This is a genomic window from Thomasclavelia ramosa DSM 1402 (assembly GCF_014131695.1).
GTDB classification, from domain to species: Bacteria; Bacillota_I; Bacilli_A; order Erysipelotrichales; family Coprobacillaceae; genus Thomasclavelia; species Thomasclavelia ramosa.
In genome coordinates, this window is record NZ_CP036346.1 from 577,229 (window position 1) to 603,829 (window position 26,601).

The 26,601-nt window shown below is 31.2% G+C and carries 26 protein-coding genes; 23 read left to right on the forward strand and 3 right to left on the reverse strand.

The annotated features are described in order from the left end of the window. The first annotated feature begins 159 nt into the window (after window positions 1–159). The 4 genes from EYR00_RS02800 (at window position 160) to EYR00_RS02810 (ending at window position 3,891) form a co-directional block, all read left to right on the forward strand. Window positions 160–1,017 (forward strand): MurR/RpiR family transcriptional regulator, encoded by an 858-nt coding sequence (locus tag EYR00_RS02800; RefSeq protein ID WP_003538870.1) that lies wholly within the window; start codon window positions 160–162, stop codon window positions 1,015–1,017. Between the two features lie 126 nt (window positions 1,018–1,143). Beyond that, window positions 1,144–2,502 (forward strand): PTS sugar transporter subunit IIC, encoded by a 1,359-nt coding sequence (locus tag EYR00_RS02805; protein WP_003538868.1) that lies wholly within the window; start codon window positions 1,144–1,146, stop codon window positions 2,500–2,502. 652 nt (window positions 2,503–3,154) lie between these two features. Next, a complete protein-coding gene (locus tag EYR00_RS15735) occupies window positions 3,155–3,286 on the forward strand; it encodes a hypothetical protein (RefSeq protein ID WP_003538867.1) in 132 nt (43 codons plus the stop codon). 305 nt (window positions 3,287–3,591) lie between these two features. Then, window positions 3,592–3,891: a hypothetical protein gene (locus EYR00_RS02810; RefSeq protein ID WP_003538865.1), complete on the forward strand. Its 300-nt coding sequence runs from the start codon at window positions 3,592–3,594 to the stop codon at window positions 3,889–3,891. 38 nt (window positions 3,892–3,929) lie between these two features. Here EYR00_RS02810 and EYR00_RS02815 read toward each other — a convergent pair whose 3' ends face one another. Further along, on the reverse strand, window positions 3,930–4,757 hold the full coding sequence (locus EYR00_RS02815; protein ID WP_003538862.1) for an oxidoreductase: 828 nt from the start codon (window positions 4,755–4,757) through the stop codon (window positions 3,930–3,932). Window positions 4,758–5,004: 247 nt separating this feature from the next. Here EYR00_RS02815 and EYR00_RS02820 point away from each other — a divergent pair, with 247 nt between their 5' ends. The 7 genes from EYR00_RS02820 to EYR00_RS02850 all read left to right on the forward strand — a co-directional run bounded on the left by EYR00_RS02820 (window position 5,005) and on the right by EYR00_RS02850 (window position 10,703). Beyond that, window positions 5,005–5,994 carry an ROK family protein gene (locus tag EYR00_RS02820; protein ID WP_003538854.1) on the forward strand — a complete coding sequence of 330 codons (990 nt, stop codon included), beginning with the start codon at window positions 5,005–5,007 and terminating at the stop codon, window positions 5,992–5,994. A 483-nt stretch (window positions 5,995–6,477) separates the two neighbouring features. After that, window positions 6,478–6,948, forward strand: coding sequence for an RbsD/FucU domain-containing protein (locus EYR00_RS02825; RefSeq protein ID WP_003538852.1), 471 nt, complete (start codon window positions 6,478–6,480; stop codon window positions 6,946–6,948). A 2-nt stretch (window positions 6,949–6,950) separates the two neighbouring features. Then, window positions 6,951–7,511, forward strand: a complete 561-nt coding sequence (locus EYR00_RS02830; protein WP_009008682.1) for a sugar O-acetyltransferase — start codon at window positions 6,951–6,953, stop codon at window positions 7,509–7,511. 143 nt (window positions 7,512–7,654) lie between these two features. Further along, window positions 7,655–8,152, forward strand: coding sequence for a MarR family winged helix-turn-helix transcriptional regulator (locus tag EYR00_RS02835; RefSeq protein ID WP_008792221.1), 498 nt, complete (start codon window positions 7,655–7,657; stop codon window positions 8,150–8,152). Then, a complete protein-coding gene (locus tag EYR00_RS02840) occupies window positions 8,149–8,559 on the forward strand; it encodes a flavodoxin family protein (protein ID WP_003538848.1) in 411 nt (136 codons plus the stop codon). The genes EYR00_RS02835 and EYR00_RS02840 overlap by 4 nt, the downstream gene beginning before the upstream one ends. A 29-nt stretch (window positions 8,560–8,588) precedes the next feature. Further along, window positions 8,589–9,257 (forward strand): 16S rRNA pseudouridine(516) synthase, encoded by a 669-nt coding sequence (locus tag EYR00_RS02845; RefSeq protein WP_227174087.1) that lies wholly within the window; start codon window positions 8,589–8,591, stop codon window positions 9,255–9,257. Window positions 9,258–9,374: 117 nt separating this feature from the next. Next, window positions 9,375–10,703 carry an MATE family efflux transporter gene (locus tag EYR00_RS02850; protein ID WP_003538837.1) on the forward strand — a complete coding sequence of 443 codons (1,329 nt, stop codon included), beginning with the start codon at window positions 9,375–9,377 and terminating at the stop codon, window positions 10,701–10,703. A 188-nt stretch (window positions 10,704–10,891) separates the two neighbouring features. Here EYR00_RS02850 and EYR00_RS02855 read toward each other — a convergent pair whose 3' ends face one another. Beyond that, window positions 10,892–11,380 carry a Gx transporter family protein gene (locus tag EYR00_RS02855; RefSeq protein WP_003538835.1) on the reverse strand — a complete coding sequence of 163 codons (489 nt, stop codon included), beginning with the start codon at window positions 11,378–11,380 and terminating at the stop codon, window positions 10,892–10,894. Window positions 11,381–11,389: 9 nt separating this feature from the next. Further along, a complete protein-coding gene (locus tag EYR00_RS02860) occupies window positions 11,390–11,749 on the reverse strand; it encodes a NusG domain II-containing protein (protein WP_008792218.1) in 360 nt (119 codons plus the stop codon). A 28-nt stretch (window positions 11,750–11,777) separates the two neighbouring features. Here EYR00_RS02860 and EYR00_RS02865 point away from each other — a divergent pair, with 28 nt between their 5' ends. The 12 genes from EYR00_RS02865 to mngA all read left to right on the forward strand — a co-directional run bounded on the left by EYR00_RS02865 (window position 11,778) and on the right by mngA (window position 26,591). Further along, window positions 11,778–12,752 carry an FAD:protein FMN transferase gene (locus tag EYR00_RS02865; protein ID WP_040434412.1) on the forward strand — a complete coding sequence of 325 codons (975 nt, stop codon included), beginning with the start codon at window positions 11,778–11,780 and terminating at the stop codon, window positions 12,750–12,752. A 71-nt stretch (window positions 12,753–12,823) separates the two neighbouring features. After that, complete coding sequence (locus EYR00_RS02870) at window positions 12,824–13,624, forward strand: Cof-type HAD-IIB family hydrolase (protein ID WP_003538827.1); 801 nt, start codon at window positions 12,824–12,826, stop codon at window positions 13,622–13,624. 152 nt (window positions 13,625–13,776) lie between these two features. Then, window positions 13,777–14,826 (forward strand): D-alanine--D-serine ligase VanG, encoded by a 1,050-nt coding sequence (gene vanG / locus EYR00_RS02875; RefSeq protein ID WP_003538826.1) that lies wholly within the window; start codon window positions 13,777–13,779, stop codon window positions 14,824–14,826. Beyond that, window positions 14,804–15,556, forward strand: a complete 753-nt coding sequence (locus EYR00_RS02880) for a D-alanyl-D-alanine carboxypeptidase family protein (protein WP_009008686.1) — start codon at window positions 14,804–14,806, stop codon at window positions 15,554–15,556. The genes vanG and EYR00_RS02880 overlap by 23 nt, the downstream gene beginning before the upstream one ends. Beyond that, the gene (locus tag EYR00_RS02885; RefSeq protein WP_003538822.1) at window positions 15,549–16,583 is read left to right on the forward strand and encodes an acyltransferase; all 1,035 of its coding nucleotides are present in this window, start codon (window positions 15,549–15,551) and stop codon (window positions 16,581–16,583) included. Before EYR00_RS02880 ends, EYR00_RS02885 begins: the two co-directional genes overlap by 8 nt. Further along, window positions 16,543–17,673, forward strand: a complete 1,131-nt coding sequence (gene vanT, locus EYR00_RS02890) for a serine racemase VanT catalytic subunit (RefSeq protein WP_008792213.1) — start codon at window positions 16,543–16,545, stop codon at window positions 17,671–17,673. The genes EYR00_RS02885 and vanT overlap by 41 nt, the downstream gene beginning before the upstream one ends. A gap of 22 nt (window positions 17,674–17,695) precedes the next feature. Then, window positions 17,696–18,886 carry a M15 family metallopeptidase gene (locus EYR00_RS02895; protein ID WP_003538820.1) on the forward strand — a complete coding sequence of 397 codons (1,191 nt, stop codon included), beginning with the start codon at window positions 17,696–17,698 and terminating at the stop codon, window positions 18,884–18,886. 79 nt (window positions 18,887–18,965) lie between these two features. Next, window positions 18,966–19,427 (forward strand): prolyl-tRNA synthetase associated domain-containing protein, encoded by a 462-nt coding sequence (locus EYR00_RS02900; RefSeq protein WP_003538819.1) that lies wholly within the window; start codon window positions 18,966–18,968, stop codon window positions 19,425–19,427. A 171-nt stretch (window positions 19,428–19,598) separates the two neighbouring features. Further along, window positions 19,599–22,835, forward strand: a complete 3,237-nt coding sequence (locus tag EYR00_RS02905; protein WP_003538818.1) for a DEAD/DEAH box helicase — start codon at window positions 19,599–19,601, stop codon at window positions 22,833–22,835. A gap of 287 nt (window positions 22,836–23,122) precedes the next feature. Beyond that, entirely contained in the window at window positions 23,123–23,779 is a 657-nt protein-coding gene (locus EYR00_RS02910; RefSeq protein WP_003538817.1) for a DNA-3-methyladenine glycosylase family protein, read from the forward strand. 47 nt (window positions 23,780–23,826) lie between these two features. Beyond that, window positions 23,827–24,558, forward strand: coding sequence for a MurR/RpiR family transcriptional regulator (locus tag EYR00_RS02915; protein ID WP_009299523.1), 732 nt, complete (start codon window positions 23,827–23,829; stop codon window positions 24,556–24,558). A gap of 146 nt (window positions 24,559–24,704) precedes the next feature. Continuing rightward, the gene (mngA, locus tag EYR00_RS02920; RefSeq protein WP_003538814.1) at window positions 24,705–26,591 is read left to right on the forward strand and encodes a PTS 2-O-a-mannosyl-D-glycerate transporter subunit IIABC; all 1,887 of its coding nucleotides are present in this window, start codon (window positions 24,705–24,707) and stop codon (window positions 26,589–26,591) included. The last annotated feature ends 10 nt before the right edge of the window (window positions 26,592–26,601 follow it).

Consider the following 26,601-nt stretch of genomic DNA (forward strand, 5'->3'; position numbering starts at 1 on the left):
TAATCTAAATGATGAAAAGTCCAAAAGGGCTTTTTTATTTTAGAAAAATCAAAAAAGAATAGTGTTAAAATAGTGTTAAAAAAGACTAACATGCCCTTATTAGTGTTATAATGGAAAAAAATTTGGGACAATATTTATAAAGTAATTCGGGGGTAGTTTATGAGTTTATTATCAAAACTGGAATACAAAAAAGGATTTAGTGACATTGAAAAAGGGATTGCTAATTATATAATTGATCATAAAGAAGAAGTGGCTAATATGCGTTTAGTTGAGTTAGCTGAGGCGACTTTTACTTCAACAGCGACGATCAGTCGTTTTTGCAAGAAACTGGGTGAAAAAAACTACAATAGCTTTAAGATCAATTTTGCTTCATCAGTTTTAACTAGTTATCAAACTGATGTTGATTACAATCGACCTTTTAAAGAGAATGATAGTATTCAAGAAGTCACAAATCAGTTAGGCGAGTTATATAAAGATACGATTGAGGCGACTAAAGCATTACTCGACTATGATGTACTTAATCAAGTAATTGAAAAGTTATTAAAAACATCAGTTATTGATATTTTTGCTGTTGGAGCTTCGTATCTTTCGGGACTATTATTCGAGCATCGGATGATTTCGATCGATCACTTTGTTAATTTTAAATCTTCACCAAATGATCAAGATAAGCGTTCTTTATTTGTAAATAAAAATACAGTTGCAATCGTGATATCTTATTCTGGTGAGAGTCATGAAATAAAAACGATAGTTGATCGGATTGTGGATAATAAGGGAACTATTATTGCAATTACTTCAATAAATGATAGTTATTTAAGAAAACGGGCGAATTATTGCTTAACAATGTGTAGTAAAGAAAATATTGTTTCGAAAATAGAAACCTATTCTTCAAAGTTAAGTAGTGATTATTTAATGGATCTAATCTTTTCAATCTTATTTCAAAAAGACTATTATCCTAACTTAATTAGAAAGATAAATTGTGAACAAAAATATGAAAAAAAGACAGATCATGATATGTAATAAATTTACATATCATTTTTAAATATTTTAAAAAAATTGTAAGACTCTTACAGAATGTGGGGAAAGCGTTTCCAAGTATTTCACCCTTTGCTATTATTAGGTAGTCAATAAGGGAGGAAAAGAATTATGGACAAAATGGCAGATGTCCTTGGCCGCGTTGGTGCGTGGTGTGGGCAAAATAAGTATTTATCTGCAATTAAAAATGCGTTCCAAACATTCATGCCTTTGACTATCGCAGGTGCGATCGGGGTTTTATGGTGTAACGTATTAGTTAATGCAGATTCAGGGTTAGGTATGTTCTGGAAACCTATCATGGCTTTAGAAGTAATTAACCCAGCGTTTGCAGCAATGCAATTCGCAACAATTTCTTGTATCACAGTTGGGATTACTTTTGGTATCGCTCAAGAAATCGGTGAAGCTAATGGTGAAACTGGATACTTCGCAGGTTTATTAGGACTTGCTTGCTGGCTAGCAGTAACTCAAAGTGGATGGGCTAACTATGCATTAGTAGACACTGCTAAACAAACATTAGAATTAACAGCTGATGGAGCATTACAAACATTTACAGGTGTTGCTGGTGGTGCTTTAGGAGCAACAGGTTTATTTACAGGGATGATCGTTGGGGTTGTTTCAGTAGAAATCTTCTGTGCATTACGTAAAGTAGAAGGATTAAAATTAAAAATGCCTGAAACAGTACCTCCAGGTGTTGCTCGTGCATTCGAAGTTTTAATTCCAGCTGTAATTACTTTAGCAATCATTGCGTTAATTGGACGTGGATGTGAATTAGTTACTGGATTATATTTAAATGACGTAATTTCAACTTATATCCAAGGACCTTTAGGTGCAATTGGATCAACTATTCCAGGGGTAATCATTATTTATATCATTATCGGATTATTCTGGTTAGTAGGTATTCATGGTAACAACATGTTAGCTGCAGTAAAAGAAGCATTATTTACACCATTAATGTTAGAAAATATCGAAACATTCTCTAAAACAAATAATGCTAAAGGTGATGATTTACACATCTTCGCAATGGCATGGTTACAAATGTTCGGTGAATTTGGTGGTTCTGGGGTTACAATCGGTTTAGTAATTTCTATCTTAGTTTTCTCAAAACGTGAAGATAACCGTACAATCGCAGGTATCTCATTAGTACCAGGTTTATTCAACATCAATGAAACAGTTACATTTGGTATCCCAATGGTATTAAACCCAATCTTAGGTATTCCATTTGTATTAGCACCAATCGTTACTTTAATGCTTGGTTATGTATTAACTGTAATTGGATTCTGTCCAAAAGCTGTAATCAATACACCTTGGACAACACCACCTATCTTACATGGTTTCTTAACTACAGGAGCTAATATCATGGGTGCTGTATCTCAAGCAATTGCAATCGTAGCATCTATCTTAATTTATGCACCATTCTTAATTGCTTATGAAAGATATCAAAACAAACAAGCTGCAGAAGCTGCTGAATAATTTGATAATAAAAAGTGTATCTTTAAAAAGATGCACTTTTTTAAATTTCAAAAATAAATAAAATAATTTATAAAAAGGTTGATTAATTCATATTAAATTAACATTCATGAGAGATTATAATAGTGCAAGGTAGATAACTTGTATAAATAGTCACTACTCCCTAAAATATCTATTGACACTATTTGTTTTAATCAGTGACTATTTTTATTTTTTTATTAAGCCGTATAGGCTTTTTTATTTTAGTAAAATAATCTTTTCTTGGCTTTTAATAAACTGAGTTGTTATAATTCGAATAATCAAGTAACAGTAATGTGTAAATCTAGATATTGGGTTTGCGCATTTTTTATTTGCATTTTCAAGTGAGGACGCTTAAGCAAACGATTGGGGTATTTGAAAAAATAGTAGAGAGTATAAAAACTGGTTATACGGCCACTAATTAGAGTACTGCTCAGTTGTACTGGTGGATTAACAACTAGTTCTTTACGATATCTTATAGTAAGCTATTTGCAGTAGGAAATCACTATGATGTAATTGTTTTAAGCACCACAAATTTTTACTAAATATGATGCTAGACATGCTCTTACATTGATTGAAGATAAGATTGATCATATTGAGGGAAAAAGTTATATCACTTGAACCCTTGTCATTGAAAATGGCAACCCATAAAGGTGTTAAGATCTTATGTATCTCAGTCATTAGAATCAGTGAGCGGGTTTGGTTGATGCATCGTATTTATGATGAACAAAATATTATTATTCTTGATGAAGAACTTACTAAGAATTGAACCATTTTAGAAGATATATATGATATTTTAAATGTTATATTAATAAAATACCAAGATATTAGAAAAATTGGGATAAGTATGCCAGATATAATTAATCATGGCAGTCTTCTCTTATTTCTGGAAGATTTTGATTGTTAGTGTCTTAGAGCCGGGGATTATTGCTTTTTCGTGTTAACTTACATTATAGGTAGATAAGTTAGTTTATGAAATGGAAAAATATATCTTGGAAATTGTGAAAATCGTTAGTTTAAAGGAGTGTATTTTATTAGGAAAAATGATTTTATATGTATAAGCAATGAATAAAAATGAGATTACTAAGTATTATTAAAGTAATTGTGGTAATGATAGATGCAAGGAGTGAATGGAATGTGAAAGATGGACAAACTAAGTTTTATGAATATTATTTAAAAAGAGTGAAACCTGAGTATCAAGATGCAGCACAGCATTTATTAAAAGAAAGTTTCAAAAGACAAGCTGATGGAAATTTTGATGATAATTTTATTAATAAATTTGTTAAAGAGACTCAAGTTTATATTGAAACAGATAAATTAACAGAAGTTTTAGAAATAATTGAACATTTTTGTACTGGACATTTTAATAACTGAATCAAAGTAAAGCCTCCGGTTATTAGGAGGCTTTACTTCTATTCAAAATCTGATTGACTACTAATATTTTTCCAAGTTTCGATTTCTTGAATTCTTTCTTCTAAAGCACTAGCTACGATCTTGGTAGCATCACTACCTAAGAGAAGACGGAAAGGATAGTTGTCTTTTTCAATTGTATCAACAATAACTTGACCACCTTTATCAGGATCACCAGGTTGATTTTTATGATTAACGACATTCTCTTTACGAGTTTTCCCAGCTGTTTCGTTATAATCATCGATCTTATTTTTAGTCCCTTTTAGTGAAGTATCATAAAAATTAGTTCGGAAAGAACCTGGTTGTGCTATCATGACCTTGATTCCTAGCGGTTTTAATTCTTTAGCTAGACCATCAGTCATTAATTCTAAAGCAGCCTTACTAGCAGCATAATAACCAGAACCTACACCCGATCTAACCGCTGCAATTGATGATACGTTGACAATAGCACCGTTTTTGTTAGCTCGCATTTGTGGTAATACTTCTTTAATTAGTTCGATTGGCCCAAAGAAGTTAGTATTAAATAAAAGATTAACATCATCTATGTCACCTTCTTCAACTGAAGAACGATATCCATATCCAGCATTATTGATCAATACATCAATTGTTCCAAATCTTTCTTGTGCTTGTTTTACTGCAGCACTAATACTCTCTTTTTTGGTAATATCTAGAGCCACTCCTAAAGCTGTATTTGGATATTGATCGACTAGATCGGCAATTTTACTTGTATCACGAGCAGTAACAACAGCATTATCCCCTTTCTTTAATACCGCTTTAGCAATGCCGCGTCCAATTCCGCTAGAGCATCCTGTAATTAACCATGTTTTCATTTTAAGTCCTCCTTCATGTATTTATCTTTTCTACATTTATAGTATAGAACTTAGAGTTAACTATAAGTCAATATAAAAATAAAAAAATTAAATATTCTCTTTTTGTCAGTTGCCCAAAAGACATTTTTATCATATAATAATGAATGTGTTAATGACGTACTTGAATTAAAAGCCCTTTGGAGACAAAGGGTATTTTTCTTTTAAAAATACTGATATAATCAAAAATAATTGAAAAGGGCTGATAAATGTGAATAGAATTGGAACTGGAAAACTACGAGATTTAAATGATCAAATCATTTTGAAATTGTTATTAAGACATCAAGAAGTGACAAAAAAAGAACTAGCTAATTATTCAAGATTGACAGTAGCTACAGTAGGAACGATTCTTAATGATTTTTTGGATAATGGAACTGTTGTTGAAAAAGAAATTATTTATTTAAAAAAAGGTCGTCCTACTAAAAAATATGGATTGAATCCAGAATATTTTCATTCATTGTGTTTATTTGTACAAAGAAAAAGAGGCAGAGATTATCTTTGCTGGCAAATCATTGATGCCCTTGCAAGTGTACTAAAACAGGGTAAAGAATTAGTAAATGATTTAAAATTAGAGGATATTTTAAAATTCATTAAATATCTTTTATCACAAGATTCGAGAATCCAAATAATTGGTTTAGGGGTACCGGCAATAATTTCTAAAGAGATAGTAATTGAATCAGATATTCCTAATTTAAAAAATGTAAATCTTAAAGCTGAAATCGAGAAGGCTACAGGATTAAAGACAGTTGTTAAAAATGATATGAATTATACTGCTTATGGCTGCTATTTACATAATAATAAAAAGGATCTTTGTTATGTGACGTTTCCATTAAATTCTGGACCTGGCTGTGGGAGTGTTATTAATGGTAAATTAATAGAAGGAGAAAATAGTATTGCTGGTGAAATCTTATATTTACCATTTTTTAAATACCTAAAACAAGAACAGTTATGCTTTGATTATTCACCAGAAGATGTGGCTTTATCATTATGTTGTGTAGCATCGATAATAAATCCTTCAATCGTGATTTTAACAGGTGAAGCTATTGAGGCTGATGATATATTAAAAATCAAGAAGATTTGTTTAGAGTATTTACCAAGTGAATTTATGCCTGAATTAACGTATTGTGCTAATTATGAAAATGATTATTTATTGGGAATACAGGAAGTTATTAGAGAAAGTTTCATTAAACAAGACAAATAAAACAACTGTTATTGATATAAAAACCTCCTAGATAGTGTAAATAATTAAACACTGAATAGGAACTTTTATATTGTTGAGGGGACAAAAGTATGCTAAAGCGTATAAATTAGAAATTGTCAAAGAACATCTAAATAATCATAAATCTTTCCTTGAATTGAAAGAGAAATATGGATTTATATGTTTGTTGGACGAACAGTATTATCATCAGATTTATCAGTTTGATGTTCAATACCAGAAAATAAAAAGATTATGAAATATGAGACTGAACACTATAGTAATAATATTTGCATAGCTTAACCTGTTTATTTCTAAATAATAAATGAAGTTATTATTTTTGATAACTTCAAATCTAATAATTTGATTGTTTCATCTATTTATTTGATTAGGACGGTTCAAGGACAGTTGTTTTATTTGTTGACTTTTTTATTAGATAACTTATAATTATTAATTAATAAAAGACTTTTAATAAATAAGGAGATAAGTGTGAAACCAAAAAAGAGAATTCTTCATGAACGTTTGGCAGCAGTTGTTGCTAGTCTGCGTCATGGTGAGATGTTATTTATTGCTGATGCTGGCAGTGGAACATCTAGTAAAGCCCTATACCCACTGGATTCAAGTGTTGAATATATAGATGTAGAAGTAGTGACCGGTTCACCAAGTTTTGAGGATATAGTAACTACACTAGTTGCTTGTGGTGATTTTGAAGGAGCAATCGTCACAGAAGATATGATTGAAGTAAATCAAAAAGATTATCAGTTACTGGTTGATTTGTTGGGAAAGAAAAATATTCATTCGATGCATTACATTCCTGAATATTATGAAATGCGTGATCGTTGTAAAGCAGTGGTACAAACAGGTGATTATGGTGTACATGCACAGGCAATTTTAATTGCAGGGTATCCTAGTGCAGAGATTAGTATGAAATGGTTAAAAGAAGGAATAAAGGGGAAATAAAAATGACAGAACGTGAAAAAATGGAATTAGGAATGTGGTATGATGCAAATAATGATGAAGAATTATTAAAACAAAGAGTATTAGCTAAAGATTTGTGTTTTGATCTAGATCACATAAAACCTAGCAGTTATGAAAAAAGATTAGAAGTGATTACAAGTTTGTTAGGTTATCAACCTATAAACATAGAGCTTATAAGTCCCTTTATGTGTGATTATGGAAATAAGATTAAAATTGGTAAAAATGCTTTTATTAATAGTAATTGTTATTTTATGGATGGTGGTGGAATTGAATTAGGAGATAATGTTTATATAGGACCTTCATGTGGTCTATATACTGCTATTCATCCTACCGAATATAAAATTAGAAATACTGGTTTAGAACAAGCGCTACCAATTAAAATTGGTAATAATGTGTGGTTAGGTGGTAATGTAGTTATTTTACCAGGGGTAACGATTGGCGATGGCTGTGTAATTGGAGCAGGCAGTGTTGTGACTAAAGATATTGCTCCTAATAGTGTTGCTTGTGGAAATCCCTGTAAAGTAATAAGATCAATCGAAAATTAAAATATCTGTTTTAGAGGTTATAGTGAGAAGTCATTATAACTTTTTATTATGAAATAATCTGATGAAAGTATTTGTTTATTGACAGATTGGTAACTAGTTACTATAATAAAAATAAGTAACTAGTTACGGATATGGAGAGAATGATGAAAAAATCAAGTTATGAATTATTAGGACAGGATCCTAAATGGGTCAAAAAACTGTTATTTGCGGGTGTGTTTATTCAGGAGAATAAGTTACATGCGATATTTGATCGTTACAATGAAATGACGAGTAAACAATGGTTATTAATGGCTACGATGACTTCATTTACTGATGCTCCTGATTTAAGCATGTTAGCAAAAGTGATGGGGTGTTCACGACAAAATGTAAAAAAATTAGCACTGAGTTTGGAAAAGCAGGGATATGTGATTTTAGAGAAGTCACCCAAAGATGCACGTTCGTTATGTGTGGTAATGAGTAAACAGGGATTGCGCTTTAGAAAAGATATGGAAGAATTAACAGATGAGGTACATCAAGCTTTATTTAGTGAATTTAGTAATGAAGAAATCACTCAGTATTATCAGTTATCAATTAAATTAATGCATGGGATCGATCATTTAGAAGTATTTTTTAAAAATCGTCAAAAGGGGGCAGAAGGATGATTGAAGTAATATATAAAAGTAAAAAGAATAATAAGAAAATTGCGAAGGCAATTGCTGACGAACTTCAAGTCGATGCTAAAAATATTAAACAAGTGCAAGATGTTAAAGCAGATATTTTATTTTTAGGATGTCCAATTTTAGGAGGAAATATTCCTGAACAAGTAACTAGGTTTGTAGCACAACTTGATGCTAATAAAGTTAAGAAGGTTATTTTATTTTCTGCTAACGGTTTTGGAACAGATCAATTTACTAATGTTAAAGCACAGCTTAAAGAAAAGGGAATAATTTATGGACCGGTGTTTTCATGTAAAGGAAGTGCTTTTATTTTTAAAAACTTTGGACATCCTGATAAAAAGGATATCCAGGCAGCTAAAAAGTTTGCTAAAGAAGTTCTAAAATGGAGGTGAGTCGAATTAAAGATCTATATTATGTTTTAATGAAGAATAAACTAGGGAATCACAAGATATGTAAAACCTTGATTAGGCATGGGGAAATTAGGGTGAACGATCAAGTAATTACAGATGTTCGTTATCCAGTAAAGGCGGATGATATTATTATGTATCATCATATTCAATTAAATGCCCAGCCATTTGTTTATTATATGATGAATAAACCGGCTGACTATCTTTGTGCAAATCATGATAAATATCATCAGTGTGTAATTGATCTGATTGGGCGAGAAGATTGCTATTGTTTAGGGCGTTTAGATATTGATACAACAGGGCTATTGATAATTACTAATGACACTTCACTATCAAAAAAATTATTATTACCACAAAATCATGTTAATAAAAAATATTATGTGACTACTAAATTTCCGCTTAAAGATGAATTGATTAAAAAATTCTTTGATGGTGTAGTGATTGATCACAAGGTTCAATGTTTACCTAGTTTATTGGAAATACTTGATGAATACCATTGTTTAGTAACTATCAATGAGGGGAGGTATCATCAAATTAAAAAAATGTTTAAATCATGTCAAAATGAAGTGTGTACACTTAAACGAATTGCTTTTGCAGGTATAGAACTTGATCAAAAATTAGCTTTAGGGGAATATCGAGACTTGACCTCAACAGAATTGATAACTTTGTTTAAGCATTGTTAGACTAATAATTTGTTTTTAGACCTCATTTGTGAGGTTTTTTTGCTTTTCCAGAAAATGAAATTTACTTTGTTCAAAAGAATATGGGCGTATAATAGGTAACTGTAGGGGGCGTGAGGAATGTTATTTGATAACAAAGCATTAAAAAAATTAATTATTCCCTTGGTTGTGGAACAATTATTAGTAATTACTGTAGGTTTTGCAGATACTGTTATGGTTGCTAGCGTCGGCGAAGCAGCAGTATCAGCAGTTTCGCTGGTTGATGCAATTAATATTTTATTAATCAATATTTTTGCTGCATTAGGAACAGGGGGAGCAGTAGTTGCAGCCCAGTTTATTGGACAGGGTTCTAAAGATAAGGCAAAGTATTCAGCAAAACAGTTGATTTTGATTACAGCATTATTGTCAGTAATTATCATGGTGATAGTTATTGCATTTAATGTGCCATTATTACACATGGTTTTTGGAAATGTTGAAGTAGATGTAATGAAAAATGCAGAAATCTATTTTTTATTTTCAGCAATGTCGTATCCTTTTATTGCATTATATAACTCTGGAGCAGCATTATTTAGGGCAATTGGTAACTCTAAAATATCGATGATTAATAGTGCAGTCATGAATGTTATTAATATTATTTTAAATGCAATTTTTATTTTCGTTTTTAGATGGGGGGTATTTGGTGCCGTATTAGCAACGCTGATTGCCAGAGCAGTAGCTTGTATCGTAATTTTAAAGATGTTAAGTCATCGGGATAATGATGTATGTGTAAATGATTATCTTCATTGGAAATTTGACTTTATGTATATAAAAAAGATTTTAGCAATTGGGATACCTTCGGGATTAGAAAATGGGATGTTTCAGCTAGGGAAAATCTTAGTACAAAGTTTAATTGCAACTTTTGGGACATATTCAATTGCAGCTAATGCTGTTTCGAATAACTTGGCTCAAATGCAGATTATTCCTGGGATGGCAATGTCTTTGGCGATGGTGACGGTTGTAGGTCAATGTGTAGGTGCAAATGATTATAAACAAGCAAAATATTATGTTAAAAAGTTATTAAAAATTACTTATCTTTCAATGGCTGGATTAATTGTAGTTTTAATTATTGCAACACCTTCAATTTTAACATTCTATTCATTATCAAAAGAAACGACGGACCTTGCATACCAATGTATCTTTTTACATGCAATTATTGCAGCATTAATCTGGCCTACGTCATTCACATTTCCAAATGCTTTAAGAGCAGCAAATGATGCTAAGTTTACGATGATAGTTTCAGCTGCATCAATGCTAATATTTAGATTATGCTTTAGTTATGTTTTGGGACAATATATGAATCTTGGATTAATTGGTGTTTGGATTGCAATGTTTATTGATTGGGGAGTTCGTTGTATTTTCTTTATCTGGCGCTATTTTAGTGGAAAATGGATGAATCGGCAATTAGTTTAATAAAAAAAGATTGACTTAAAGTAATGTTTAAGGAGTATAGTACTATCGTAGCAAAGTAAGTGATCATGTAGATTATTTTTCTCTCCCAATATAAAATATTACATGATCATTTCATTTGCTGCTAAAAATGAGAGTTATATTGTTGTTTGAAAAGGAAGAAATTCCTTTTTTTAGTAAAAAACAATTCATTATGATAGTTGTTTAGGTAGTTTGGCTAAAATAATTTGGCCTAAGATACCAATGACACTACCTGTAATAAGTGATAAGATTATTAAATAAGGTAGATAATAAATAATATTAAAACCATAGAAAATTAAGGCTACTAGGATTTGTCCTAGATTATGAAAGATTGCGCCGGAAATACTAATGATCAAAGTTGAAAAGAGTTTGGTTTTTTTTAAAAGAACCATAATGACTAAACTTAATAAAGCACCGCTTAAACTATATAAAAACATATAGTAGTTAGTAAAAACACTGGCAATAATAAAAACTCGCAGGAGAGTGATGATTAAAGCGTCTCTAAATCCAAAGCGATATAGTGCAATTAATCCGATGAGGTTAGCAAGGCCGAGTTTTGCACCAGGAATTCCAAAGTTAATAGGAATAAAGGTTTCAAGATAACCGAGAATAATTGCGATTGCGATTAGTAAAGATAAATAGGTAATTCTTTTAGTCATTGGGGCCTCCTATTTGGATGATGAATCAACATCGTTATATTGATTAGAAACAATTGCAATAACAACTTGATTAGGCAAACAAATAATTTGTTCACCATTTTTAGATATCGTTCCTTGTTTGATACATAATTTATCAGGGCAAGTAGCATCTTTCATATGTACACTTCCGTGATTGATCACGATCATATTTTTATCACTAATCTTAATTGTCTGATCAATCTCTAGAGGAACAGTACGATATACTTGATTATTAACGGTGATTTTCACGTAAGCAGCTTTTTGACTGAAATAAAAATGATTAAAAAGCAGTGCCCCGATAATAACGACAAAAATTATGAAAATAATAATGAAGTCTTTCTTCTTAAACATAGCTACCTCCAGAATGAAAGGAAATGACATGAAAAAACGTTGGTTTATAAAAATTTTAATAATCTTAATTATATTTTGTGGATGTACGAATAAACAGCCTCTAAGTCAAACGCAGCTTCTTTTAGATACGCAAGTTACGATTACTTTATATGATCGTGCTTCGTCTAATATTCTAGATGAATGTTTTGCTATTTGCAAGGACTACGAGCTTCTCTTTTCCCGGACTAATCCCAAAAGTGAATTATATCAGCTCAATCATCAAGATAAAACTAAACTAATTAAAATATCCAAGGAACTTGCTAAAGTTATAAATATTGGTTTGGAATATAGTAAGTTATCTAATGGTACTTTTGATATTACAGTAGGACAATTGATTGATTTGTGGGATTTTAAAGCTGATACTCCAAAATTGCCGGAAACTTCAGCAATAGCCGGTGCTTTGACGTCGATTGGATATAGGGGAATTACTTTAAATGATAGTACAATTAGTTTTAGTAATCCTAATACTATAATAGATCTAGGGGCTGTTGCAAAGGGATATATTGCTGATAAAATTAAGGAATACTTAATTGAGCAGGGAGTAGACAGTGCAATTATCAATTTAGGTGGTAATGTTCTTTGTGTAGGGAAAAAGAATAGTGATGATTTTACAATTGGTATTACTGATCCTAAAGGAAGTAGTGATATTTTAAAATTAAAAATTAATGATCAGTCGGTTGTAACTTCAGGAATTTATCAACGTTATTTTGAAGTTGAAGGGAAGTATTATCATCATATCTTAAATCCGAAGACGGGATATAGTTATGATAATGGGTTAGCTTCAGTTACGATTATTAGTAATCATTCAGTTGATGGTGATGCATTAAGCACAGTATGTTTTACTTTAGGTAAAGAGCAGGGGTTAGCATTAGTAAATCAATTAGCGGGGATAGAAGCCGTGTTTATTGATACAAACAATGCTCTTTATTACAGTGATCATGCAAAAGATTATGTGATTCAGTAATTATTTTCATAATATTAAAATATCTCATAAAAGATATGAATTTCTTTATACTTAAAAGAAGGAGGAGCATTATGAATACGAAAATAGCGTTTTTTGATATTGATGGGACATTAGTTAATGTACCTAATGGGATGTTACATCCAACTGATGAGACAATAAGGGTTTTAAATGAATTTAAAAATCAAGGTAATAAGATCGTCATTGCAACAGCTCGGGGTGAAGTACCTGAAAGTGTGGCAAACATTGAATTTGATGGGTATATTTGTAATGATGGACATTATATTCGTTTTAATAATGAGATTTTGATTGATGAACAATTTGATAATGGAATGGTGCAGAAGCAATTAGATGTATATGCAAAATATAATGGTCGTTCAATGTTTAATGGTCGCGGTGGTGCATGGTGCAGTTTTCTTGATGATGAATTGGTTATAAAACATCGTGCTATGTTTCAGGGAACAACTGAAAGACCAACTGATGTTAATGAGGTATTTAAAACTAGTGATGTTAAAGCGGTAAGCTGTTGTGTTTTATTTGATAGTGCAGCACAGTTGTGGGCAGCTTATCATGAATTAGAAGATGAATTTACGATGATTCCGTATGATACAGGTTTGATTCGAATGGATGTTTATTGCAAAGGGTTCACTAAGGGAACTGCTTGTGAATATTTATATCAAAAATTAGGAATTGATTATGAAAACACGTATGCTTTTGGTGACGGTATCAACGATGTAGAGATGTTACAATTGGTTAAACATGGTATTGCTATGGGGAATGCTATTCCTAAATTAAAAAGTGTAGCAAGTGAAATAACTGATAGTGTTGATAATGATGGGATTGCTCAAAGTTTTAAAAAGCATTTTAATATTTAACAGTAAAGTCAGCAGAATGCTGATTTTTTTGTAAGAAAAATGTAAGAAATAAGTGGGAATTTTGTGATTTTTTCTTATGAAGAAATTAAAAAATGAAGAGCGTTTTTTTTATATTATAGATTTATCGAAGGAGTAGTAAGGAAGGATATAATATGAAAAGAAAAACAATAGCTATTTTATTTGGAGGAAAATCAAGTGAATATGAAGTGTCGCTACAATCAGCAGCTGCGATTATAAAGAATTTTCCGCAAGAAAAATATGATCTTTATTTAATCGGGATTACGAGAGCAGGACAGTGGTTTCATTATGATGGGGAAATTGAAAAAATTAGTAATGATACTTGGAATCAAGAACTGCTTAATCCAGTGACGGTATGTTTAGAACCAGAAAGACAAGCAGTGATGGAAATAGTTGATAATAAAATAATCTATCAGCAAATTGATGCGGTTTTACCGGTCTTGCATGGAAAAAATGGTGAGGATGGTACTGTTCAAGGATTAATGGAGCTTGCAAAAATACCAGTACTTGGCTGCGGATTATTAGCATCAGCATTATGTATGGATAAATATCGAGCTCACCAGTTAGTCAAAGCAGCAGGGATAAAGGTTACTAGGTCTGTGCTTGTACATAATATAAATGATTTTAATGTTAAAGCATTGAATTTTCCATTATTTGTTAAACCATTAAAAGCTGGATCATCATATGGAATTAGTAAAGTTGTCAAAATGGAAGAATTAACAAAAGCACTTGAATATGCCTTTAATTACGATAATGAAGTAATTGTAGAGGAAGCTGTTGAAGGGTTTGAGGTAGGTTGTGCGATTATTGGCAACGATGAATTGACTGTTGGTGAGGTAGATGAAATAGAATTATCGGGAGGTTTTTTTGATTATGATGAAAAGTATACTTTGAAAACTTCAACAATTCATATGCCCGCTAGAATTGATGAAGTAACGGCAAGGAAAATTCAAGAAACTGCAAAAATTATTTATCAGACATTAGCTTGTCAGAATTTTGCTAGGGTAGACATGTTTTTAACGCCAAACAATGAAATAGTTTTTAATGAGGTTAATACGATTCCTGGTTTTACTGATCATAGCCGTTTTCCCCAGATGATGAAAGGAGTAGGTTTTGAATTTAGTGAATTAATAGATAAAATTGTTGCGATAGGGCTTAAGTATGCAGATGGTAACTTTAAATAAAGATGATATTTACCAAGGTCCATTAGTATTGGTTAATCATAATTATCCAATTGCAAATAACTATCAAATTACTAACTGTTCGACTGCCAAGGATTCAACAATATCATTAGAAAAAACGGCTATGGAGATGCTAACAAAAGCATTACAGGAAATTAAAGCAGAAGATAAGATTGTTTTAGTCAGTGGTTTAAGAAGCGGTCAAGAACAAGCTATGATCTATAATCAGGCTATTCAAAATCATGGAAAAGAGTTTGTTGATAAGTTTGTTGCTAGAGTGAACTGTAGTGAGCATCAAACAGGTCTAGCCATTGATTTAGCAGTAAAAAATGAAACAATTGATATCTTTTGTCCTGATTTTACAAGTCAGGAAATCTGTCAACAATTTCGTGATATTGCAAGTGATTATGGCTTTATTCAGAGATATTCTAAAAATAAAATTGATTTTACCAAAATTAGTGAGGAACCATGGCATTTTCGCTATGTTGGGATTGTTCATGCAAAAATTATGGAAGAAAATCAGTGGTGTTTTGAAGAATATCATTTATATATAAAAAATCATTCTATTTTCAATCCATATGTTTTAGACTGCCAAGGAAAGTTAGTTGAAGTATTTTATGTTCCAGCAGTTAATGAACAGACTAAGTTAAACTTAAGTGATCATGGTAGTTATCAAATATCGGGAAATAATTGTGATGGTTTTATTATTACATCATGGAGGCCATATGTCTAAAGTAAAAGGTTATCCCTTAATCGACTGTTTTAGGATAATTGCTGCAATTTTAGTTGTCACGATTCATACTTCACCATTAGATACAATTAGCCCAACTTTAGATTTTTATTTAACTCGTGGATTAGGACGTATTGCAGTACCATTCTTTTTTATCACAACTGCTTATTTCTATTTTCTTAATCCCAGTAAAAAACGACTATATAAGATTATTAAACAGACACTATTGATTTATTTAGCAGCAATAATTATTTATTTACCATTAAATCTTTATAATCATTATTTTAATCAAAGTAATCTGATTTATGAAATAATTAAAGATGTTTTGTTCGATGGAACTTTCTATCATTTGTGGTATTTACCAGCAACAGTTCTAGGATTGATCACTGTTGCAGTATTAGATAAACGGGTATCTTTATTAACGAGTTTTTCAATTGTGGTACTACTTTATTTAATTGGATTAGGTGGTGATTCGTATTATGGTTTGATACACCCATATTGTAAATGGGGGTATGACTTGATTTTTTTAATAAGTGATTATACACGAAATGGTATTTTCTTTGCACCGTTATTCATTTGGATTGGAAAACTTCTTGCGGTAAAGCAATTTAACTTTAGTTTAAGAGTAATCGTTATTAGCACGATATTAGCAATAAGTTTGATGTTTATAGAAATATCACTGTTGAAAGGTTATCAAGATGCAGCAGATTATGTTTTTGTACGTCATGATTCAATGAATATCTTATTGCCGGTAGTAATGTTTTGGCTATATCAGGGACTTTTACGAATATCAGGCAAACGAATATCTAAATGTAAAGATCTATCGTTAGCTATTTATCTTTTTCATCCCTTGATGATTGTTGTTGTTCGTGGAATAGGTAAATTATTGAAGTGTGATCATTTAGTTGTTGACCCGCTGATTCAGTTTATTAGTGTATTGATAATAACTGTTTTATTTTCAGAGATTTTATTGAAAGGAAAAGAGAAGTATGGTGAATATTCGCACAAGTCGCAGTTGGATCGAAGTTGATCTAGATGCAATCACGCATAATCTTGATGAATTGAGTTCATTATTAAATAAAAATAGTTCATTAATGGTAGTTGTTAAAGCAGAAGGATATGGTCATGGGTTAGTAGAAGTTGCGAAACATTGTCAAAAAATGGGAATTGAAGCTTTTGCAGTTGCTACTATCGATGAAGGTATCAAACTTCGAGAACATGGGATATATGGCGAAATTTTAGTACTTGGTTATAGTCATCCCATTCGTGCAATTGAATTACATAATTATCGTTTGATTCAAACCATTGTAAATCGTGAGCATGCTCGGCAATTAAATGAAAGTGGGCATATGATCAATGTTCATATTAAGATTGATACTGGAATGCATCGTTTAGGTTTTGATTTAAGCGATTATGAGAGTATTAAAGAAATATATGATTACCAGTTTATTCATATTCAGGGTTATTTTACACATCTTTGTGTTTGTGATAGTAAAAGGAAAGTTGATCAAGAATACACCCAAAAACAAATAGCTGCTTTTTATGATTTAATTAATGAATTAAAATTAAGACATTATGATATAGGAAAGGTTCATCTTCAAAGTAGTTATGGATTAGTAAATTATCCTGAAATCAATGCCGATTATGCTCGGGTTGGGATTTTAATGTATGGAGTGTACTCAACGTTCAATGATTATTCAAAAGTACAATTAGATTTAAAACCAGCTTTAACAATTAAAGCACAAATTGCAATGCTGCATTATTTGACTAAAGGCGCGAGTCTTGGTTATGGCTTGACTTATAAGGTTAATCGTGATAGTGTAATTGCCGTTATTCCAATTGGCTATGGTGATGGATTGCCACGTATACTTTCTTCAAATGGAAGTGTTTTGATCAAAGGTCAAAAGTGTCCAATAGTTGGAAGAATTTGTATGGATCAAATGCTTGTAGATGTTAGCGAGATTAGTGATATCAGTGATAATGATCTAGTCACCGTAATTGGTCAAGATGGTACAGAAGAAATTAGGGTAGAAGAAATTGCACTTGAAGCTAATACAATTAGTAATGAGATTTTGAGTCGTTTAGGAAGTCGACTGCCAAGAATATATCGAGGAGGATAATAGGTTGAAAAGAAGCAGTTACATGTCGTACAATGAAAAGAAAAAAATCCCTTATAAAGTAATCATTAGTGTATTAATCGCTATGTTAATACTTGGGACATTGATTGCATTTAATTTTACAAGAATTCGGTTAATGACGAAGGGCTATGGTTGGTCTGAACAAAGCATTATTTTACAGCTAAATGATAATGAGATTGAGCGTTATTTGGATGCGGAAAAGGTCAGTGATTTAAGTTCCTGGAATGAATATAAAAATAAAAAACATTATTTAGAGTATCAGACATATCAAAAAGAACATCAAGATTATTCAAAAAAAGAAGTAATAAAATATATTGATACTTTCTATCAGGATTATTATCAAGATCTCAAGGATTTAAAATATAGTTATAAACAAGTATTATCTTTAATGAAAGTTGCAGAGCTGTCTGATTTTAAGGTAATCGTCGATAATAAATATACATATTCGCAAATTAAATCTTATTTAAAGATTAATGGAATGGTCTTTGAGGATCTGCCTAAGTATCTTGCAAGTAATCAAGAGCCAATAACAGCTGTACTTACGGTTACTTACCCATTTATTGATGCTAATAATGCTGTTGGATCAGAATATGAAGTTTTAGATCCTAGTAATACACTTCTGTTGATTAAAAAGGGTTTTGTGTTACCTAAAGATTATGTCCCTGCTGATCTTGTTGTACCTGATATACCAATTGCTCCTGATAATAACCATAATAAACTTCGAAAAGATGCAGCTAAAGCATTAGAAGATATGAATAAAGATGCTTTAAAAGAAGATTATCATTTAGTTTTAAATAGTGGATATCGCTCATATGATGAACAAGTAGAAATTTATAATGATTATTTTAACCGTTATGATGAAGTCACTGCTAGTGGTTTAGTTGCGAAACCTGGCTCAAGTGAACATCAATTAGGGTTAGGAGTAGATTTAACTAGCCAAAGTGTAATTGATAAAAAGAGAATGGTTTTTGGTGATACGGATGAGTATAAATGGGTTGCTAAAAATGCTTATAAATATGGCTTTATTCTTCGTTATCCTAAAAATCGTTCGGATATTACTGGAACTGCTAATGAGCCATGGCATTTACGTTATGTTGGTAAGAAAGCAGCTAAAATAATTTATGATAATAATTGGACTCTAGAAGAATATATTTTAAAATATGGTTTTGATTATGAATTAAAGAAAATTGATTAAGCATCCTTTGGATGCTTTTATTATTTTCAATTAAACTTTTAATATGTTAAAATCATTATCATAAAAAGAGGAGTTAACAATGGATATATATAAATTTTTAACACAGTTAGGTATTGATTATCAAAAAATTAATCACCAATCAGTTAGCACTGTTGAAGAAGCAATGTTTATTAATGAGCAAATTGATGGAGTAGCATGTAAAAATCTATTTTTAAAAAGTAGTGATAAACAATTCTTCATTTATATGATGACGGTTGAAAGGCGTGCTGACTTGAAATATATAGCTAAACAAATTGGTAGTAAGCGGCTAAGCTTTGCTAGTGATGAAGAACTTGTAGAATTGTTAAAGCTAATTCCAGGATCAGTGACACCATTAGGAATAATTAATGATAATAAGCGAGTAAAAATATTGATTGATCGTGAATTAAGAGCACAACGATTATTAATTCACCCTAATATTAATACAGCAACAATATCAATTACCTATGATGATTTGTTATTGTTTATTAATGCTTGTGGAAATGAGTATTTAATTATTTAAAAATTTGATTATGGCAGTAATAAGAAATTTATTGAAATAAATACTTGCTGCAAGATTACATCTTTATAACTCTATGTATTTAGTTTAGTCATAATGGTTAGAGTCGTAATATTAATGAATATTATTCGATATATGCTATAATTTTAAAGAAAATTAGGAGGTGACTGGTAAGTGCTTGTAACTGACAAAGAATTACATAGAATCGTAAGCAGTGTTAGAAATCTAAGAACAGGACGAATATATTATCAAAAAGATTATGTTAGAGAAATCACAATTACTTATGATCGACTTTTTGATGATTATACAATTGAAGGCATTGTTGATAATGGTAGTTATGAAAATGTGTGTAAAATCGTTATTGATCAAGATAATAAGATTACTGACTATAGTTGTAATTGTTATTGGTGTGATGAACTCTCGGCTTGCGGTCATATTGGGGCTGTTTTGCTGAAGGTTCAAGAGTTATCACCTGATGATTTTCCATTTAAATATAAAAGTAAAAATGGTAAGATAAGTTATTTCGACAAGTTAGTACAAATTCGTCAGCAGCAGGAAGAAGAACTGCTAAAAAATGAATTAGCAGTAACAAAAAACCTAATAGCATCATTTAAGACTGCTAAAGCAATTGATTTTAATCAGGTTAAACTAAATCAAAAGTATGATCTTGAAGTCCAGATCAAGATTAATTATGGGCACCCATGTTTAAAATTCAAAGTAGGAAGTGATAAAAAGTATATAATAAAAAATATTCCTAATTTTTTAAGTGCATTAGCAAATAATGAATATGTTGAATATGGTAAACAATTAGCGTTTGTTCATAATCAAAAAGTATTTAGTGATGAAGCACTGAAGATTATTGAATTAATGAAATTTTGTATGATCACTTATGAGCGGTATCAACAGGAATATTATTACGATATATCGCATGTGACAAATGAGATAAAGATTATTCCCGAAAGTATTGAATATATCTATGAAGTATTAAAAGATTTAGAAAAAACTAATCAACATTTATCAATTTATCAATACAATTATCAGCCTACTTTACATATAAGGAAACTTGAAAAATATTATTCGCTTGAATTAAAGGATTTTGATGAATTTTGTGGTTATAAAAATCTTTATAAGATTACTGAAAATGAAATAGGTATGGTTAAGCTGGATGATGAAGGAAAAGCAATCAAATTTATTCATAATTGCGAAAGTAAAGACAAATTATTATTAGCAAAAGAAGATGTAAATGACTTTGTTAAATATATTTTAAATGATATTAAGCAATATTTTAATTATACTGGGGACTTATTAACAAGTGAAGTTGTCGAAACAGAAATATTGACACTCTATGGCGATATTAATGAATTGGAACAAATCAAAGTTTATCTTGAAAGTAAACAAGGCCTAGAAACGATTTATTCATTTCAACAGTCGAGAAAGCAAACATCAATTAATTTTGATTTAATTGAAGATTATTTAAAAGAGATTGGTGATGTAGTTGATTTTGAAAAACATTGTATGTATTTGAATTTAGAAAGTGAAAAAACTTACTCCTTTTTAAATGAAGGTTTGCCTTTTTTAGCTAATTATTGTGAAGTGATGGTTAGTGATGCACTTAAAAAGATTGGGAAGAAAAGTCAATTTAGTATTAATGTAGGAGTGACTTTAGAAAATGACTTATTGGCAATTGACATTGAAAGTATTGATATTCCTAAAGATGAATTAGCGTTAGTCTTAAACTCATATCAAAAGAAGAAGAAATTTCATCGGTTAAAAAATGGTCAACTATTATATCTTGATTCTGATGAGCTGGAAGAATTAAATGAATTTATGACTGATTATCAAATTAGACCAAAGATGCTTGAGGATGGACATTTAGAAATGGATGTCTATCGGGCTTTTAGTCTTGATAATAAAGCCGAAACAAGCAATTATTTAGTATATGATCGTAGTACCGTATTTAAAGAAATTATTGATAATTTTAAAGATATAGCTAAACAGAGTTATCCCTTAACGCCTAATTATCAAGAAATTTTACGCGATTATCAGAAATTTGGATATCAATGGCTTCAATCAATTAGTTCTTATGGCTTTGGAGGAATTTTGGCCGATGATATGGGGCTTGGTAAAACCTTACAAATGATTGTTTTACTGGATCAAAATCGGGATGATAAAAAAACTAGTTTAGTTGTTTGTCCATCATCATTGCTATTGAATTGGCAAGATGAGATACATAAATTTTCTAATTCTTTATCTTGTACTTGTATTCACGGCAGTCTAAAACGACGAAAAGAAGCAATTAGAAAATTTAATGAGGTTGATGTGCTAATTACTACTTATGATTATATGCGTCGTGATGCTAATCTTTATGATGGTTATCAATTTGAAAATATTATTTTGGATGAAGCGCAATATATTAAAAATCCTAAAACTAAGAATGCGATAACAGTAAAATCGTTAAAAGCTAAACATCGTTTTGCTTTAACCGGAACTCCTATAGAAAATTCTTTGGCGGAGTTATGGTCAATTTTTGATTTTTTAATGCCAGAGTATTTGTATAGCTATCATTATTTCAAAACTAATTATGAAACACCGATTGTTAAAAATCATGATGAAAACAAACAGCAGGAACTAAAAAAATTAATTACACCATTTATCTTAAGACGTAATAAAAAAGATGTATTGACTGAATTACCGGAGAAGATTGAAAAAACATTATCAATTGAATTTAATGAAGAAGAAAATAAGTTGTATTTAGCTAATTTAATTCAGGTCAATAAAGAACTGCAAGAACAGCTTAATTATGATAATGTAGATCGTATTGCTATTTTAGCAATGTTGACAAGATTAAGACAAATTTGTTGTGAACCACGGATAATATATGATAATATTTCGAATATTTCATCAAAATTATCGGGATGTCTTGATTTAATCCGAAATTTCCTGGGAAATAATCAAAAAGTGCTATTATTTTCTTCTTTTACTTCCGTGCTTGATTTAATTGCTAAAGAATTGGAGAAAGAAAGTATTACTTATTATCAATTAACAGGTGATACAAAAAAAGAAGAACGTCATCGATTAGTTAATCAATTTCAAAATGATGATACAACAGTATTTTTGATTTCATTAAAAGCTGGGGGAACAGGATTGAATTTGACTGCTGCTGAAGCAGTTATTCATTTTGATCCTTGGTGGAATATGTCAGCACAAAATCAGGCGACTGATCGTGCTTATCGAATCGGGCAAGAAAATGTTGTAACGGTTTATAAATTGGTAATGAAGGATAGTGTTGAAGAAAAGATCTTAGAACTGCAAAATAAAAAGAAAAACTTAGCTGATAGTTTTGTGGAAAATAATGAAGGTAGTATAACAACAATGTCTACTAATGACATTATTGAGTTATTTAAAGTATAAATGAAATACTCCAGTAAAAACTTACTAGAGTATTTTTATCGTTGTGCTTTATTAGATAATTATGAACTAACAATTTATAATCATAAGGATAAAAGCAGTAATATAAACTATTTGATTACATAAGGAAACATACTTGATTTATATAATATTTCATTTATTTACAAAGTTTAGTACTTCAAGTATACTTGAAATTAATAAAGCTAATCAATATAGTCAAAAAAGTTATTTGATTGTTTTAAAATGATGGTATTGTAACTATGCGATAAGATTATAGGTTGGAGTATATAATGGAATATTTTGAATATAGCGATATTGAAATTGAATATTTGAAAAGTAGGGATCCTGTTTTAAAACAAGTAATCGAGCAGATTGGTATAATTAAACGTGCGGTAATACCTGATTTATTTGCAGCTTTAATTAATTCGATTGTTGGTCAACAAATTTCTACTAAAGCCCATCAAACAATTTGGCAGAGAATCAACAATTCTTTTAGTCCGATTACCCCAGCAAATTTTAAATCACTTTCAGCTGAGGAATTACAAAAATGTGGCATTACGATGAAAAAAGCACATTATATCAAAGAAATAACGAGACGGATCATTAGTGATCAATTGGATTTGGAGCGATTAGCTGATCTATCAAATGAAGAGGTTATAGAACAGCTTTGTGAGTTACCTGGAATCGGGAGATGGACAGCAGAGATGATTTTAACATTTTCATTACAACGTAAAGATATAATTAGTTATAGCGATTTAGCAATTTTACGGGGAATGCGCATGGTCTATCATCATCGGCGAATTACACCTCAACTATTCACTAAATATAAACGTCGCTATGGACCATATGCAACAATTGCCAGTTTGTATTTATGGGCAGTTGCTGCGGGAGCAATTCCAGAATTGAAAGATTATGCACCGAAATCAAAAAATAATGTTAGAATATAAGTTATATTGAGAGAGTTGATATTTATCTTGTCATGGAGGATAATATAATGAAATTTGAAGAACGGGTCTTACAACAAGAGTTTACACTAAACGATACAGATGATCTAATTGTTGATTATATTCGTAAAAATAAAGCAAATTTGGAACATTTATCAATTCAAAAGGTAGCCGAAGATCTTTATCTTGTTCCCAACTCAATCATGCGTCTTTGTAAAAAGTTAGGGTATAAAGGCTTTGCAGAGATGAAATTTTTAGTTAATAACGAAGTATCAGAAAATTTAGATATTCAAAAATTATTATCAAAGAATTTGTATAAATCAATGGAACTAATTAATTATAAAACGTTAGAAGAAGTTGCCGCTAAGATCAAGAATGCCCGAACATGTCACTTTATTGGTGTCGGTGAGTCATTATATTTTTGTGAAATGATGGTCGATAATTTGCGATGTTATGATTATCGAGCTGAATATTATCAAACTTATCGTGAAATTGAATATCGAATCAAGCATTGTGAAGAAAAAGATATTTTGTTTGTAATTAGTGCAAGTGGTGAGAATGGTCGTTTGAATAATTGGGTAGAAGAAGCAAAACAGAATGGAATTTTTGTTATTTCGGTTACCCATTTTAATGAAAATCGATTGGCTGGTTTAGCACATATTCCATTATATTATTGGGGTGATGAACAAAAATTGAATGGCTATAATGTTGCGGATCGAACAGGGATGATGATGCTGCTTCGAGAGTTGACAGAGGTATTTTGGAGGATGTACTGTGTATAAATACACGGTACATCCATTTTTTATTTAAAAATAAGTGTATGATTTTCCAAATTGAAAAGGGTTACAAAATAATATGCTATGATATTTTTGTAATCAGGGAAAGACATGTCAGTGATTAATAAAATTAAAAGAAGAGGGCAGAAGAAATGGAATTATCTAAATTAACAAGTGAGCAGCTTATTACTTTAAATAGTGATTTGTCATCAAAAGATGAAATAATTAAATTCTTAGTTTCTAAATTATATCAGGCAGGAAAAATTAGTAATGAGGAAGATTTTTATCAAGCAGTATTAGAACGTGAAAGCTTAACACCAACAGGGATTGATAATGGTCTGGCCATTCCTCATGGAAAAGATGGAGTAGTTAGAGAAGCAGCTTTTGCGGTTGTAACTTTAAAGAAACCTGTGAAGGATTGGGAAAGTGTTGTTGAAGGTAACAAAGTACAATATGTTTTTTTACTTGCAATTCCCCAAAATGATAAGAATTCGGTTCAAATGCAATTATTAGCAGAAATGATGACGAAGATGGCTAATCATACATATACAGAAAAATTATATGCTTCTAAAACAGTAAAAGAATTTTATCAAAATCTGGATAATGGGGTTAATAGTGATGAAATAAAATCCTTTGATCGCTCAATCGTTGCGGTTACTGCGTGTGCCGCTGGTATTGCCCATACTTACATGGCAGCAGAAGCATTAACAAAAGCTGGGCAAGAGTTGGGAGTAAATGTATATGTAGAAAAGCAGGGGGCTAATGGAATTGAAGATCGTCATACTAATGAGATGTTAAAAAATGCAAGTGCAGCTATTTTTGCTGTCGATGTAGCGGTTAAAGAGGAGGAACGTTTTAGTCATTTACCAACGATTAAAACAAAAGTATCTGCACCATTAAAGGATGCTAAAAAGATTATCGAAACAGCGTTAGTTAAAGCAGAACAAACTGCTCGTGGTGAGTATGTAGAACATTCACGACATCAAGAAGCCGGATTTTTAGAAACAGTTAAGGAAGCGGTTATGACAGGAATTAGTCATGTTATTCCATTGATCGTGGCTGGCGGAATGATTGCAGCAATTTGTGTAATCTTTGCAAGAACCTTTGGTTTTACAGATTTGATGAATACCGAAGGAAGTTGGCTTTATTTGATCAAATCAATGGGAAGTGGATTGTTAGGAACCTTGATGGTACCGGTATTATCAGCTTATATGGCTTATTCAATCGGGGATAAACCAGCTTTAGCTTCAGGGTTTGCGGCTGGATTTTGTGCTAATACCGTTGGCGGTGGATTCTTACTCGGGATGCTTGGTGGGATCATTGCTGGGTATTCAATACGCTATTTAAAGAAATGGATTCCAGCTAAAGGAACATTTGCCGGTTTTGTGAGTTTTGTAATTTATCCTGTATTGTCTTGTTTGATTGTTGGAGTCTTATTGTTAGTCGTATTAGGTAAACCAGTTGCAATGATCAATACAGCATTAGTTGACTTTTTAGGATCAATGGCAGGAACAAATGCTGCTTTACTAGGGGCTGTTTTAGGAATCATGGTTTCTTTTGATTTAGGTGGACCAGTAAATAAAGCTGCATATGCTTTCTGTGTTGCTGCAATGGCGGAAGGAGTTTTAATGCCATATTGTGCTTTTGCTTCAATTAAAATGGTTAGTGCATTTGGGGTGACATTTGCGACAAAGTTTAGAAAAGATTTATTTACACCAGAAGAACGTGAAGTAGGAAATTCAACCTGGCTATTAGGTTTAGCAGGAATCACAGAAGGGGCAATTCCGTTTATGATGGCAGATCCAATTCGTGTAATTATATCCCTATGTACTGGTTCTGCAGTTTGTGGAGCGATTGTAGCGATGTTTAATATTGGTCTTGATGTACCTGGGGCAGGAATATTCTCTATTTTCGTATTAACTGCTGATAATATTCCATTAGCGATGATCGTCTGGTTTGGAGCGGCAGTAATTGGAGCGATTATTTCAGCGGTGCTACTTGTAATTACTCGAAAACAGAAATTAGCTAAGGCAAAATAGGAGGAATAGC